General features: G+C 63.9%; 11 protein-coding genes and 1 pseudogene. 9 read left to right on the top strand and 3 right to left on the bottom strand.

Going from position 1 to position 12,758, the window contains the following annotated elements; translation table 11 throughout:
* Positions 1–35: 35 nt before the first annotated feature.
* Both JO236_RS21640 and JO236_RS21635 read left to right on the top strand, forming a co-directional pair.
* Entirely contained in the window at positions 36–1,688 is a 1,653-nt protein-coding gene (locus JO236_RS21640; RefSeq protein WP_293335682.1) for an acyl-CoA synthetase, read from the top strand.
* 253 nt (positions 1,689–1,941) lie between these two features.
* Positions 1,942–2,301 (top strand): annotated as a pseudogene (locus JO236_RS21635) (helix-turn-helix domain-containing protein); the annotation flags it as partial.
* 59 nt (positions 2,302–2,360) lie between these two features.
* Here the strand turns inward: JO236_RS21635 and JO236_RS21630 are convergent.
* Complete coding sequence (locus JO236_RS21630) at positions 2,361–3,278, bottom strand: alpha/beta hydrolase family protein (RefSeq protein ID WP_293335400.1); 918 nt, start codon at positions 3,276–3,278, stop codon at positions 2,361–2,363.
* 142 nt (positions 3,279–3,420) lie between these two features.
* Between JO236_RS21630 and JO236_RS21625 the strand changes: the two genes are divergently transcribed.
* Entirely contained in the window at positions 3,421–4,326 is a 906-nt protein-coding gene (locus JO236_RS21625; protein WP_293335398.1) for a helix-turn-helix domain-containing protein, read from the top strand.
* A 127-nt stretch (positions 4,327–4,453) separates the two neighbouring features.
* Here the strand turns inward: JO236_RS21625 and JO236_RS21620 are convergent, their stop codons facing one another.
* On the bottom strand, positions 4,454–5,026 hold the full coding sequence (locus tag JO236_RS21620) for a TetR/AcrR family transcriptional regulator (RefSeq protein ID WP_293335396.1): 573 nt from the start codon (positions 5,024–5,026) through the stop codon (positions 4,454–4,456).
* 212 nt (positions 5,027–5,238) lie between these two features.
* On the opposite strand from JO236_RS21620, the gene JO236_RS21615 reads away from it, so the two are divergent.
* Entirely contained in the window at positions 5,239–5,964 is a 726-nt protein-coding gene (locus tag JO236_RS21615; RefSeq protein WP_323802187.1) for an SDR family oxidoreductase, read from the top strand.
* Here the strand turns inward: JO236_RS21615 and JO236_RS21610 are convergent.
* The gene (locus JO236_RS21610; RefSeq protein ID WP_293335392.1) at positions 5,961–7,139 is read right to left on the bottom strand and encodes a thiolase family protein; all 1,179 of its coding nucleotides are present in this window, start codon (positions 7,137–7,139) and stop codon (positions 5,961–5,963) included. The two genes, JO236_RS21615 and JO236_RS21610, sit on opposite strands and share 4 nt — an antisense overlap.
* A gap of 94 nt (positions 7,140–7,233) precedes the next feature.
* Between JO236_RS21610 and JO236_RS21605 the strand changes: the two genes are divergently transcribed.
* The 5 genes from JO236_RS21605 (at position 7,234) to JO236_RS21585 (ending at position 12,531) form a co-directional block, all read left to right on the top strand.
* Positions 7,234–7,713: a winged helix-turn-helix transcriptional regulator gene (locus JO236_RS21605; protein ID WP_293335390.1), complete on the top strand. Its 480-nt coding sequence runs from the start codon at positions 7,234–7,236 to the stop codon at positions 7,711–7,713.
* 306 nt (positions 7,714–8,019) lie between these two features.
* Positions 8,020–8,706 carry a class II aldolase/adducin family protein gene (locus tag JO236_RS21600; protein WP_293335388.1) on the top strand — a complete coding sequence of 229 codons (687 nt, stop codon included), beginning with the start codon at positions 8,020–8,022 and terminating at the stop codon, positions 8,704–8,706.
* Between the two features lie 219 nt (positions 8,707–8,925).
* Positions 8,926–10,134: a cytochrome P450 gene (locus JO236_RS21595; RefSeq protein WP_293335386.1), complete on the top strand. Its 1,209-nt coding sequence runs from the start codon at positions 8,926–8,928 to the stop codon at positions 10,132–10,134.
* 40 nt (positions 10,135–10,174) lie between these two features.
* A complete protein-coding gene (locus tag JO236_RS21590; RefSeq protein WP_293335679.1) occupies positions 10,175–11,389 on the top strand; it encodes a CaiB/BaiF CoA transferase family protein in 1,215 nt (404 codons plus the stop codon).
* Entirely contained in the window at positions 11,386–12,531 is a 1,146-nt protein-coding gene (locus tag JO236_RS21585; RefSeq protein WP_293335384.1) for a thiolase family protein, read from the top strand. The genes JO236_RS21590 and JO236_RS21585 overlap by 4 nt, the downstream gene beginning before the upstream one ends.
* Positions 12,532–12,758 lie beyond the last annotated feature (227 nt).

The following is a 12,758-nucleotide window of genomic DNA, read 5'->3' as shown; positions in this document are numbered from 1 at the left end:
TGGCCGCGATTTTGTGTCTGCTCGACGGGAAGGAATTGACCTTGTCCACAACGGAATTCACGGTCCCCGCAGTCGCGCAGGCTGTCGCGGCTGCGATCGGCGACAGGGAATTCATCATCCAGGGTGACCGGCGCTACACCTACGCCCAGATCGTCGAGCGATCGAACCGCCTCGCCGCCTATCTGCACTCGCGCGGGCTGGGTTGCCACATCGAACGTTCCGCCCTGCCCGGCCACGAAGCCGGCCAGGATCTGCTCGGCGTCTATGCCTACAACGGAAACGAGTTCGTCGAAACGCTGCTCGGCTCCTTCGCCGCGCGGGTCGCGCCATTCAACGTCAACTTCCGCTACGTCAAGAACGAACTGCACTATCTACTCGCCGATTCAGGAGCGACCGCGCTGGTCTACCACGCCGCGTTCGCGCCCCGGGTGGCCGAGGTGCTGCCCGACCTCCCCCAGCTGCGTGTCCTGATTCAGATCGCCGACGACTCGGGTAACGAATTGTTGTACGGTGCAGTCGATTACGAGAGTGCCCTGGCCACGGCTCCAGCCGAACCACCGCCGGTCAAGCACTCTCCCGACGACTTGTACGTGCTCTACACCGGCGGCACGACGGGAATGCCGAAGGGTGTGCTGTGGCGCCAGCATGACATCTTCATGACGTCCTTTGGCGGGCGCGATCTCTACACCGGCGAGCCCGTCGGTTCCATCGACGAGATCGCGACGCGGGTCACCGCCGGCCCGGGCACCAAGTTGATGGTGTTGCCGCCACTCATCCACGGCGCCGCCCAGTGGGCCGTGATGACCGGGATGAGCACCGGGCAGACCATCGTCTTCCCTTCCGTGGTTGATCACTTGGACGCCGACGACGTCGTGCGCACCATCGAGCGCGAGCGGGTTCTGGCGGTGACGGTGGTCGGCGACGCGATGGCGCGGCCCCTGATCACCGCCATCGAGCAGGGAACAGCCGACGTGTCGTCGCTGGCGGTGGTCGCCAATGGCGGCGCCCCGTTGACCCCGTTCGTCAAGCAGCGCGTGATCGAGGTCCTGCCCGGCGCCGTCGTCGCCGACGGAGTGGGCTCCTCGGAGACTGGCGCGCAGATGCACCACCTGTCGACGTCAGCGGGGGTGTCAACCGGGACGTTCAACGCCGGACCGGACACCTTCGTCGCCGCCGAGGACCTGACCACCATATTGCCGCCGGGGCACGACGGCCTCGGCTGGCTGGTGCAACGCGGCTACGTGCCGCTCGGATACAAGGGCGACGCGGCCAAGACCGCCAAGACATTCCCGGTCATCGACGGCGTGCGGTACGCGGTGCCCGGCGACCGGGCACGCCACCGCGACGACGGCTGCATCGAGTTGCTCGGGCGCGACTCGGTGACCATCAACTCCGGCGGCGAAAAGGTTTTCGCCGAGGAGGTCGAAAGCGCGCTGGCATCACACCCTGCGGTGGTCGACGTGGTAGTTGCCGGACGGCCGAGCGAGCGGTGGGGCCAGGAGGTCGTCGCCATCGTCGCGCTCGCCGAGGGCGCCAGCGCCGACGCCGACGAGTTGGTCGCACATGCCGCAAAGTCGTTGGCGCGCTACAAACTTCCCAAAGCTGTCGTGTTCCGTCCGCTCATCGAGCGCAGCCCGTCGGGTAAGGCCGACTACCGGTGGGCGCGCGAGCAGGCCGAGACCGGCTAACTTCCCTGAGTCCGGTTCTCGGAACGAACCTGCCCCAAAGCCACGAGAGAAGCAGATCCGCAGATCACGGCCTGCGCCAGCCCGTGCCACCAACCGCGAGCCCAGTCGGGGGACCCGATCTACAGCTTTCCTGTCCGCATATCTTCGCCGATCTTTAGGATTCGTGAAGCTGTGCAGGTTCGTGGGCTGGACCGATACGGACGTTGGGTTCGGCAGCAAGCGGTGTCGATTGCCGGTTCGCTGTTGCGTGTACCGCAATGCCGCCGAGGTGATGACGACCATTCGCGACCTGGGGGAGCGCGGAATCGTCTTGCGTTCGCTGCGCGAAGGCATCGACACATCGAACGCTTCGGGTCGCATGGTCGCTGGCGTTCTCGCAAGTCTCGCTGAGCTTGAGCTAGAACTCGGCAAAGAGCGGCGCACCGCAGCGCGGGACGCACGGCGAGCACGCGGACAGTCCATCGGTCGCCCGAAGGCATTGTCCGATGACAAGTCTGCATTGGCTCGTCGTATGCATGACAACGGTGAGTCGGCCACCACCATCGCTGCGGCGCTCGGCGTCAGCCGTGCCACGGTGTATCGGGTGCTGGCGGAGGCGAGCGACGGCGAGTGACCCGCGTGCCCCAGCGGTCAGTTGACTTGGGGCGCAAGCGGGTCGCCTCTCCGTAGCCCTCAGTGGACGTGCTTGTCGAACCACTCAATAGGCAACTCGGGATGGACACCAAAGAAGTTGTAGCCGTCGAATCGCCGGTCGGTGCCCTTGATCCAATACAGGCTCTTTTCCGCGACGGGAATGGCGTCGTAAATGTCTTGGACGTCTTGTGGTCGCGTCATGGTGTCGTCGTGGACCTGGGCGACCAGTGTGGGCACGGTGACGGCCTTGACGTGTTCGAGCGGTGATTGCTCGGAGAGGTGGAATCCGGTCCTTTCGTGGACGGCTTGGTCGAACTTCTCATAGCCGTCGTCCATGCCGATGCCTTTGACGAACTCCTCGACAATGTATTTGCCGGAGACGGGTTGCAGCATGACCATGGCCTGAATCTCTGAGAACTCCTCAGGGTGCTTGGACCAGGCGACGGCGGTGGAGTCCGCGCCGAGGCACACCGACAGCAGTGCTTTTTTCATGCCCTTCGTGTCGGGTCGGTTGGCGGCGTAGCGCAGCGATCCGATGACATCGCGGTATTCGGTGAGACCGATGCCGGCGATTCCCCCGTTGCCTTGGCCGCTCATGCCGTGGTTGCGGATGTCGTAGGCCAGCACGTTGTATCCGGCGTCGTGCAGTGCCTTGTACTCGGGCAGGAAGTTCACTTCGAATCCACCGAGACCGCCGAACTCAGGTAGGTGACCGGGGTAGCCGTAGCGGTTACCAGGCAGAAAGTGGTTGTGAATGATGAGCTTGTCGGAGTCGGCGGAGATGAACCATCCCTCCAGAGGGACGCCATCCAGCGACGGGAACACCACGTCTTCGTACTCCAAACCAACTTCATCGGGGCGTCGGTAGATGGGTGCGCGACGGCCCGCTGTGGTGCCGGTGGTCCATAACTGGACGAAGTTGTCGAATGCTTCCTGGGCCTGGTCTTCGTTGGGCACGGTGATGACCTCACTTTCGGGATAGGACGGCTGTGCCGATACCTCGACGCTACGATCCGGCCCTCGATGTTGGGGAGACGCTGGTTATAGGGGGTACCCGCACTCCCTCCCCATGAGGCGCGGTCTTTCCTACTGTTGGGGCATGGACATCGCGAAGGACATCAGAGAGTTCCTGATGAGCCGCCGAGCGAGAATCACGCCCGAGCAGGCCGGACTAAGCCCCGGCGTGCGACGCAGGGTCCCTGGCTTGCGGCGTGAGGAGGCCGCTCAACTAGCTGGAGTCAGTACCGAGTACTACACGCAGATCGAGCGCGGCAACGTCACCGGCGTCTCTGACGACGTACTGCACGCGGTCAGTAGGGCGCTGCGACTCTCCGAGGACGAAACGGCCCGCTTTTTCGACCTCGTCCGCGCCTTAATTGAAACGCGCACGTCATCACGGACCAAGCGTGGAGCGGTGCAGAAGGTGCCCGACGGGGTTCAGGCGCTCATCGACGGGATGACCACATCACCCGCCATCGTGATGGACGGGAACCTTGACATCCTCGCCGCCAATCCGCTGGGCCGAGCACTGTATGCACCCGTATACGACAGGGTGGTCGGACGGCCCAACTTAGCAAGATTCATCTTCTTCGATTCCACTGCCGCACAGGTGTTCCCAGACTGGACCTCGATGGCAGACGAGGCAGTCGGGCTGCTACAGGCGGAGGCGGTTCGTGCGCCTCACTCGACTGCGATAACTCAAATCGTCGGGGAGCTCGCCACCCAAAGCACTGAGTTCCGCACTCGCTGGGCAGCCCACAATGTCACCGCCCACCGGCATGGGACGAAGCGGTTCAACCATCCTGAGTTCGGCCGCCTAACGTTGACCTACAACGTCTTCGAAGTCACTGCGGCACCGGGGCTGCGGCTCGTCGGATACACGGCAGAACCGAATACGCCCTCCGCGCAGGCTTTGACCATCCTGTCCAGTTGGAGTGTCACCGAGCACGCGGGTGAGAACCCGTCTCCCGCTGGCAAGGAGACTCCAACGGCGGCGACTGAGTAGCGGCATTGCCGGGCGAAGCGCGTGCGCCAGGGGGTGGGCGGTGCCCCTCTAGCCGCCAGCACTGCGCCTCACGCGAGCGCGACAGGCGTTACAACCACGACGTGGCAGTGAGGCGGTCCAGCCTCTTTCAGGGATTCGGGGGCGATGGCGTGCGGAGGCCGTCGAAGACAACGGCGATGGCCTGGCTGGAGGCTTTGGCGTTGTAGCTGTGCATAGTTTGGCATCCGACTATCAGCGTCTTTACCTGCGTGGCATTGACATCGGCTCGGACAGTGCCTGCTTGTTTTGCGGCGCTTAGCAATTCGTTAATGAGGCTGAGGAACGGGTCGCGAACCTCCTTGGTCCTGATCTTGATCTCAGAGTCGGCGACAGCGACCTTGAGTGCGACATCGGCGGCACCCCACTCGAACAATAGTGAGCGCAGAAAAGTGAACAACGCCTCGCCTGGGTCGCCGGTCTGCAGCAGCGCACGCCCTTCTTCGATGACGTGCTTGAGCCGGTCGGTGATGATCGCCCGGACCAGGTCTTCTTTAGACGGAAAATGTCGATAGAGAGTGCCTGGGCCGACGCCAGCACGCCGAGCAATCTCATCGACAGGCACCGACAAGCCTTCGCTTGCAAAGGTTTCGTAGGCAACGTCGAGCACGCGCTGACGATTGCGGGCCGCGTCGGCGCGCAAAGGCCGAGCGGCCTGTGCCATCTTTCACCGCCTAACAGTTGACAAAACGGAGTGCAAACTCCGTATAGTCGGGGTAAGGGCAACCGGAGTCGTTACTCCGATTATTCAGCTTAGCGCAGGTAGCTATCGAGGGGCGGGCAACACAGCTCCCCAGAGCGAGGAGATCGGAAATGTCGAACGGGTCAGCGAACGGTCCTCAGGAGTTGAGGACACCACCAGCGCGTGGCGTCATCGTGATCACCGGCGCGAGTTCGGGCCTCGGCGCGGAAATGGCCCGCCAGTTCGCCGTCCGCGGCTACGACCTGGGCCTCTGTGCCCGGCGCACCGAGCGGCTGGCCGTGCTGGCCGACGAAATCCACAGCAGCACAGGTCGGCTCGTACAAACCTCTTCTCTCGATGTCACTGACGCCGAAGCGGTCAACACGGTGTTTCACCGCTTCGCCGAGAGCTTCGGTTCGATCGACCGTGTTGTCGTTAACGCCGGTATCAGTAAGGGCACTGCGATCGGGACCGGAAACGCTCAAGCCAATTACGACATTATCCACACCAACGTCCTCGGTGCCCTGGCGCAGTGCGAGGCCGCACTGGAGATCTTTCGCAAGCAGGGACACGGGCAGCTAGTGCTGATCTCCTCGATGATCGCACTGCGTGGCTTTCGCGATTTTCGAGCGGTCTACGCCGCGTCTAAGGCCGCTGTCGCCTCGCTCGGCGAAGGACTCCGAAGTGAACGCATTCCCGGCGTGGATGTCACGGTCATCTACCCCGGACTCATCCGCAGTGAGATCAGCGCCCACATGGAGGGCAACAAGATGATGGTCGATACTGCCGACGGTGTCCGCAACATCGTCGCCGCGATCGAGAAGCGCCGGGCGAAGGCTTACGTCCCCACGTGGCCATACGCATTAGTGGCGCTGATACTTCGATTCGCGCCACTGAGCGTCGTACGCAGGCTCCTCTAGTTCAGACGTTCGATGATGGTCGCGTTGGCCATTCCGCCGCCTTCGCACATGGTCTGCAGGCCGTACCGCCCGCCGCCCTGCTCAAGAGCGTTGACGAGCGTGGTCATGATGCGAACACCGCTGGCGCCCAACGGATGTCCGATCGCGATCGCGCCGCCGTTGACATTGGTCCTGGCCAGGTCCGCTCCCGTGTCACGGGCCCAGGCCAGCACGACCGGAGCGAACGCTTCGTTGACTTCGAACAGATCGATGTCGCCCAGGCTCAGGCCGGAGCGTCGCAGCACCTTCTCGGTGGCCGGAATTACGCCGGTCAGCATGTACAGCGGGTCCGAGCCGACGACGGTAGTGGTGTGAATCCGGGCCAGCGGCCGCAGCCCTAACTTCCTGGCCGCCTCTCCGCTCGTGATGAGTAGAGCGGCGCTGCCGTCGGACAGCGGCGACGAGTTGCCCGGCGTGATCTGCCAAGTGATCTGCGGGAAGCGGGCCGCCACCGCCGGGTTGTAGAACGCCGGATTGAGAGCGGCCAGTGTCTCCACGGTGGTCCCGGGCCGGATGATCTCGTCGGCGCTCAGCCCGGCAATCGGGACGAGTTCGTTGTCGAACAAGCCCTCTTTGGTTGCCCGCGCGGCCTTTTCGTGGCTGGCAGCGGAGAACTCGTCGAGTTCGGTGCGAGAAAAGCCCCACCGGGCGGCGATCAGCTCGGCGCTGATGCCCTGCGGCACCAGCCCTTCGGGATACCGGTCCGTCATGCCCTCGCCGAACGGGTTGCTGCCCGGCAGGACCGAGGTGCCCATGGGCACCCGGCTCATCGACTCCACGCCGGCCGCCACCACCACGTCGTAGGCGCCGGAGATGACGCCCTGCGCGGCGAAACTGACGGCCTGTTGGCTGCTGCCGCACTGCCGGTCGACGGTGGTACCGGGAACCGATTCCGGGAACCCGGCACCCAGCGCGGCATTACGCGCAATGTTGACCGCCTGGTCGCCCACCTGTGTCACGGCACCGGCAATCACGTCGTCGATCAGACCCGGGTCCACCCCCGTGCGTTGTACCAGTTCACGCAGGCTGTGAGCGAGGAGATCCGCGGGCAGCACGTCATGCAGGGCGCCACTGGCCTTGCCCTTGCTGACGGGGGTACGCACCGCACCCACGATGACGGCGTCTCGATGTCCCATTGCTCCTCCTTGAGCCCGTAGCTGGGTATGTAAAGCTATATCCAGCTATAACACCTGGATATACTGATAGCAACCCAGACCGGAGGTGATCTGCGTGACAGTCCTACAAGGCCCCCTCAAGGACCGCGATGCGTGGTCGGCGGTCGGTGAGTGCCTGATCGAGAAGACCTTGGCGCTCATCGGCACCAAGTCCGCGATGCTGATCATGCGCGAGGCGTATTACGGCACCACCCGGTTCGACGACTTCGCCCGACGGGTGGGCATCACGAAGGCGGCCGCCTCGGCTCGGCTGTCGGAACTAGTCGACTTGGGTTTGTTGACCAAACGGCCGTATCGCGAGCCCGGGCAGCGCACCCGCGATGAGTACGTGCTGACCGAGTCCGGCCAAGATCTGATGCCGGTGGTCTTCGCGCTGTTTCAGTGGGGGCTGCGCCACATACCGAATCGCAACCCATTGCGGCTCACCCATCTGGGTTGCGGTGCCGACGCGACCGTCGAAATCTGTTGCGATAAAGGGCATGTCGTGCCGCACGACGAGGTGGGCATGCGGCTGGCGAAAGCCAATCCGCGCTAGGCCGTCTGGGCGCGGGCGGCTGCCACCGCACGGAGCGTGGCACACTCCCCCATACGTGCCCCTCCGTCAGCTAGCATCCCTGCATGTCAGCATCACGAGTGCATTCCGGCTCCTACCAAGACCGAAACCACACTGGCGGTCGCACGCTTGACATTTTGCCGCTCCGCACCGACCAGAAACCGGCGTCGGGTTGGGCCCAGATCGCTCCGCGGATTCTGCGTAGCGGACTCAACTTCGTGAAGGTGACCGTAAAGGCCTTAGCGGCAACGACTTCCGAGCGGCTCGCAGTTACCACCAGTTAATCACATGGTTACTCCGGCAGACATCGTGGTGCAGGCCAGCGGAGTCCTCGCGGTCGCTGGGTTGAGCGACATGGTGTGGGGACATGTTTCGGTCCGCGATCCGGACGGGCGAGGCGTGTGGATGAAGGCTGCCGGTTGGGGTTTCGAAGAGATTGACGCCGACAAGGTGGTCCTTGTGGACAGCGCGGGCAATGTACTGCACGGGGAAGGCAAGCGGCATCTGGAATTTCCCATTCACACCGAGATCATGACTGCCCGGACGGACGTTAACAGCGTGGTCCATACACACGCCGCCGCGGTGAACGCTTTCGCTTCGCTCGAGCACGATTTGCATCCGATCTCCCACGATGGCGTGCCGTTCGCCTATCCGCAGATTCCGCGGTTCACTGAGACGGGAGCGCTGATCGCCACGCCCCGCCTCGGGCAATCATTGGCCGCCGCGCTGGGCGACGCAAATGCGATCCTGCTGCCCAATCACGGCGCGGTGACGGTCGGCGCCGACGCCCCCACCGCCGTGATGTTGTCAGTCCTATTGGAAAAAGCGTGTCGCACTGAGCTGTTGGCCGCCAGCGCCGGCGGCCCCGCGCGCTGGTCGGACGCCGACGAGACACGATTCAAACGAGACCAGGTATGGAACCACAGCCAGATCACCGCTGGCTGGCAGTATCTCGTTCGCCGGTGCGGCCGCTAGCGACAGCCGCTCTGTTGGCGTCCAGCTCGGACGATGCAGCTTCCCGGAGGCGCTGGTCGGTCGTCAGATCGACGCGACGTGGCTGGAATACCCAGCTGGCCGCGCCCTTGAGAAATTTCGGTCAGCCGCCGCCATATCGTTAACTGTAAGAATTACAGTATGATCTTGCAGAAAGAGCGCCCAGTCCGCTCGAAGACGCCGGAAACCCTGGAGAATTAGGTGACGAGCCAAGTTCACGACGACGCTGACAGCGACGAGCTAGCTGTCGACCTGCGTGACCCCTACCCCTTCTTCGCCAGGAAGCGGCAGGCGGCCGGAGTGTTCCAGGGAACCGTGATGGACTACGCCAAGACGCCAGAGGCATTCCGGCCCAAGAGCGAGTACTCGGCGATGTCGTTCGACGCGGTCAACACGGTGTTTCGCAACAGCCGGGTGTTCACCTCCAAGCTGTATGACAAGACGATCGGGCTGTTCATGGGTCCGACCATTCTGGCGATGGACGGCAAAGAGCACCGCGATCACCGCAACCTGGTGTCAGCCGCGTTCAAGTCCAAGGCGCTGACCCGCTGGGAACCGGCGATCGTGCGGCCGGTCTGCGACAAGTTGGTCGACGAGTTCATCGAGGCCGGCGAGGCCGACCTGGTCCGGCAATTCACCTTCGAGTTTCCTACGCGCATCATCGCCGAACTGCTCGGGCTGCCGGACGAAGACCTGCCGATGTTCCGCAAGCGGGCTGTCGAGGTGATCAGCTACCACGTCAACTACAAACGTGCTTTCGAAGCGTCCGCGGCGCTGAAAGACTATTTCCTCGAACAGATCGACAAGCGCAAATCCAAGCCCACCGAAGACATTATCGGCGATCTGGTCGCAGCGGAGATCGACGGCGAACGGCTCAGTGAGGAGGCGATCTACTCCTTTCTGCGGCTGCTGCTGCCCGCCGGCCTGGAAACCACCTACCGGTCCTCGGGGAACCTGCTATATCTGCTTCTCACCCACCCGGACCAGTTCGACGCGCTGCAAGCCGACCACTCGCTGATCGCGCAGGCGATCGAGGAAGGCCTGCGCTTCGAGACGCCGCTGACCACCGTGCAGCGGCACACGACCGAGGACACCGAGTTGGAAGGAGTTGCGATTCCGGCGCGCTCGATGGTCGGAGTGTGCATGGGCTCGGCGAACCGCGACGAGAAGCGCTGGAAGCGCGCAGACGAATTCGACATCTTCCGGGACCGACTTCCGCACATCTCCTTCGCCGCCGGTGAGCACACCTGCCTGGGCCTGCACCTGGCGCGCCTGGAGACCAGGGTTGGACTCGAATGCCTGCTGAATCGTCTGACCAACATCAAGTTGGTAACTGACCAGGACCCGCATATCCACGGTCAGCCGTTCCGTTCCCCGACGGCCCTGCCGGTAACGTTCGACGCGAAGTAGTTGCTCTGCGGATGGATTGGGTCTTCACATGGTCAAGGTGATGGCGGGCTTTCGGGTCCTCGAGGTTGCGCAGTTCACGTTCGTGCCGGCGGCGGGAGCCATCCTTGCCGACTGGGGAGCAGACGTCATCAAGGTCGAACACCCGCTGCGCGGTGATACCCAACGCGGTTTCCTCAACATGGGGGGTATCCAAGTCGACCCGAATCGGCATCCGCTGATGGAGCATCCCAACCGGGGCAAGCGCAGCGTCGGGATCGACGTTTCCACCCCGGGCGGCCAGGAGGTGATCTACGAACTGGCCAAGGCCTCGGATGTATTCCTGACCAACTACATGCCCGCACAACGGCAGAAGCACAAGTTCGACGTGGAGCACATCCGCGCGGCGAACCCGAACATCGTGTACGCCCGTGGTTCGGCCTACGGCGACAAAGGACCGGAGCGCGACGTCGGCGGCTACGACGGGACCGTGTTCTGGACCCGCAGCGGGGTGGGCTACGCGTTGACGCCAGAGGAGCTGGGTGCTCCACTGTCGCAAGGGATTCCGGCGTTTGGTGACTCCATTGGCGGCATGTTCATCGCCGGCGGCATCTCTGCCGCACTGCTGCATCGCGAGCGCACCGGCGAAGCCTTGGAGCTGGACGTGTCCCTGCTGAGCACGGCGTGGTGGGCGGCCGGGGCGAGTGTGACGCAAGGCATGGAGGCCGGTGAGGTAATGCGCTCGCCGATGCCGGGCTCGGCTGCGCCGTCGGTCAATCCATTCATGAACAACTTTCAAACCTCCGACGGCGGCACTATCAACCTGTGCATCATCAGCCCGACCGGCTTGATCCGTGACACCTTCGAGCATCTCGGCATCCCCGAGGCGGCGGACGACCCGCGCTTCTCCGAAGTGCTGCCGTTGATCCAAAACGCCGATGCGGCCACCGAACTGATCGCGAAAGCGTTTGTCGCCAAACCTTTTGACTACTGGCGTCAGCACCTGAAAACGATGAAAGGCCAGTGGGCGCCGTTCCAGAGTCTCGTCGACTTGGCCAACGACGAGCAGGCACTTGCCAACGACATGATCGCCGAAGTCGAGGTTGCCAGCGGCGGCGCGCCATTCAAAGTCGTGCGCGGCCCAATCCAGTTCAATCACGAGCCACTGGTGACGACGCGAGCCCCGCAAGCATCGGAGCACACCGAAATCGTGCTAATGGAACTGGGAATGGACTGGGATCGCATCGCCGAACTCAAGGAAGCGGGAGCCATCGCGTGAACGACGTTGCGATCATTGGTGTCGGCCTACACCCGTTCGGTCGTTTCGACGGCAAATCCGCCATGGAGATGGGGGCCGCCGCCATCGGGCTCGCGCTCGCCGACGCGGGCGTGGAATGGAAGGACGTCCAGTTCGCGGTCGGCGGTAGCTGGACGGTGGCCAACCCGGACGCGATCGTCGGCATGGTTGGTCTGACGGGCATCCCGTTCACCGACGTGTTCAACGCGTGCGCGACGGCGGCGAGCGCGACCAAACTGTGCGCCGACAGCATCCGGCTGGGCGACTACGACATCGGCATCGCGGTGGGCATGGACAAGCACCCGCGGGGGGCCTTCACCGAGGACCCCGCGCTGGTCGGGATGCCGAGCTGGTATGCGCAGAACGGTCAGTACCTCACGACCAAGTTCTTCGGCATGAAAGCCAACCGCTACCTGCATGACCATGGCATCTCGACGGCCACCCTGGCCAAGGTCGCCGCCAAGAACTTCCGCAATGGCGCGCTGAACCCCAACGCCTTTCGCCGGAAAGCTATTTCGGAAGAAGACATCCTCAACTCGCCGATACTGAACTACCCGCTGACGCAATACATGTTCTGCACGCCCGACGAGGGAGCCGCCGCCGTCGTCATGTGCCGTGCCGACATCGCGCGGCGTTTCACCGCCAAACCCGTGTACGTCCGCGCGGTGGAAGTCCGGACCCGCCGCTACGGCGCCTACGAGGTGAACACCACCTACGCACCCGTCGAGGAGGACGTGTCACCGACCGTCTATGCCGCCAAAGCGGCCTTCGAACGGGCGGGTGTCGGACCCGACGACGTCGACGTGATCCAACTGCAGGACACCGACGCCGGCGCGGAGCTGATCCACATGGCCGAGGCGGGCTTCTGCGCCGACGGCGACCAAGAGAAGCTGCTTGCCGACGGCGCCACCGAGATCGGCGGGGCGATGCCGGTCAATACCGACGGCGGACTGATCGCCAACGGTGAGCCGATCGGCGCGTCGGGTCTGCGCCAAGTGCACGAGCTGGTGCGCCAGCTGCGGGGCCAGGGCGGCGAGCGGCAGATCCCGGGCAGTCCGCAGGTCGGCTTTGCGCAGGTTTACGGCGCGCCCGGCACCGCCGCGGCGACCATCCTGTCGACCTAGCCTTCCCCTGTCCACCTAGCCCTTCGCTGGCCCTTCGCCTGTCGACCCAGCCCTTCGCCTGTCGACCCAGCCCCTTCGCCGAGCGTGTTCTCAGGGCGAAAATCCGCGAACTTTTTCGCCCTCATTTCACGCTCGGCGAAGGGCTGGGTCACCGAACATCTCGGCGAAGGGCGAAGTCAAGTCGCCCAGCCGGCTTCAGGACATGCTCCAGCAACCGGATGCACGCC

It is taken from the genome of Mycobacterium sp. (genome assembly GCF_019247635.1).
Lineage (GTDB): Bacteria > Actinomycetota > Actinomycetes > Mycobacteriales > Mycobacteriaceae > Mycobacterium.
This window is presented reverse-complemented; position numbering and strand designations above follow the sequence as displayed.

Excerpts from the sequence above, each read along its gene's own strand:
- JO236_RS21625 (WP_293335398.1), top strand. The coding sequence starts at position 3,421 with ATGGACATCGCGAAGGACATCAGAGAGTTCCTGATGAGCCGCCGAGCG.
- JO236_RS21600 (WP_293335388.1), top strand. The coding sequence starts at position 8,020 with ATGGTTACTCCGGCAGACATCGTGGTGCAGGCCAGCGGAGTCCTCGCG.
- JO236_RS21590 (WP_293335679.1), top strand. The coding sequence starts at position 10,175 with ATGGCGGGCTTTCGGGTCCTCGAGGTTGCGCAGTTCACGTTCGTGCCG.
- JO236_RS21610 (WP_293335392.1), bottom strand. The coding sequence starts at position 7,139 with ATGGGACATCGAGACGCCGTCATCGTGGGTGCGGTGCGTACCCCCGTC.
- JO236_RS21620 (WP_293335396.1), bottom strand. The coding sequence starts at position 5,026 with ATGGCACAGGCCGCTCGGCCTTTGCGCGCCGACGCGGCCCGCAATCGT.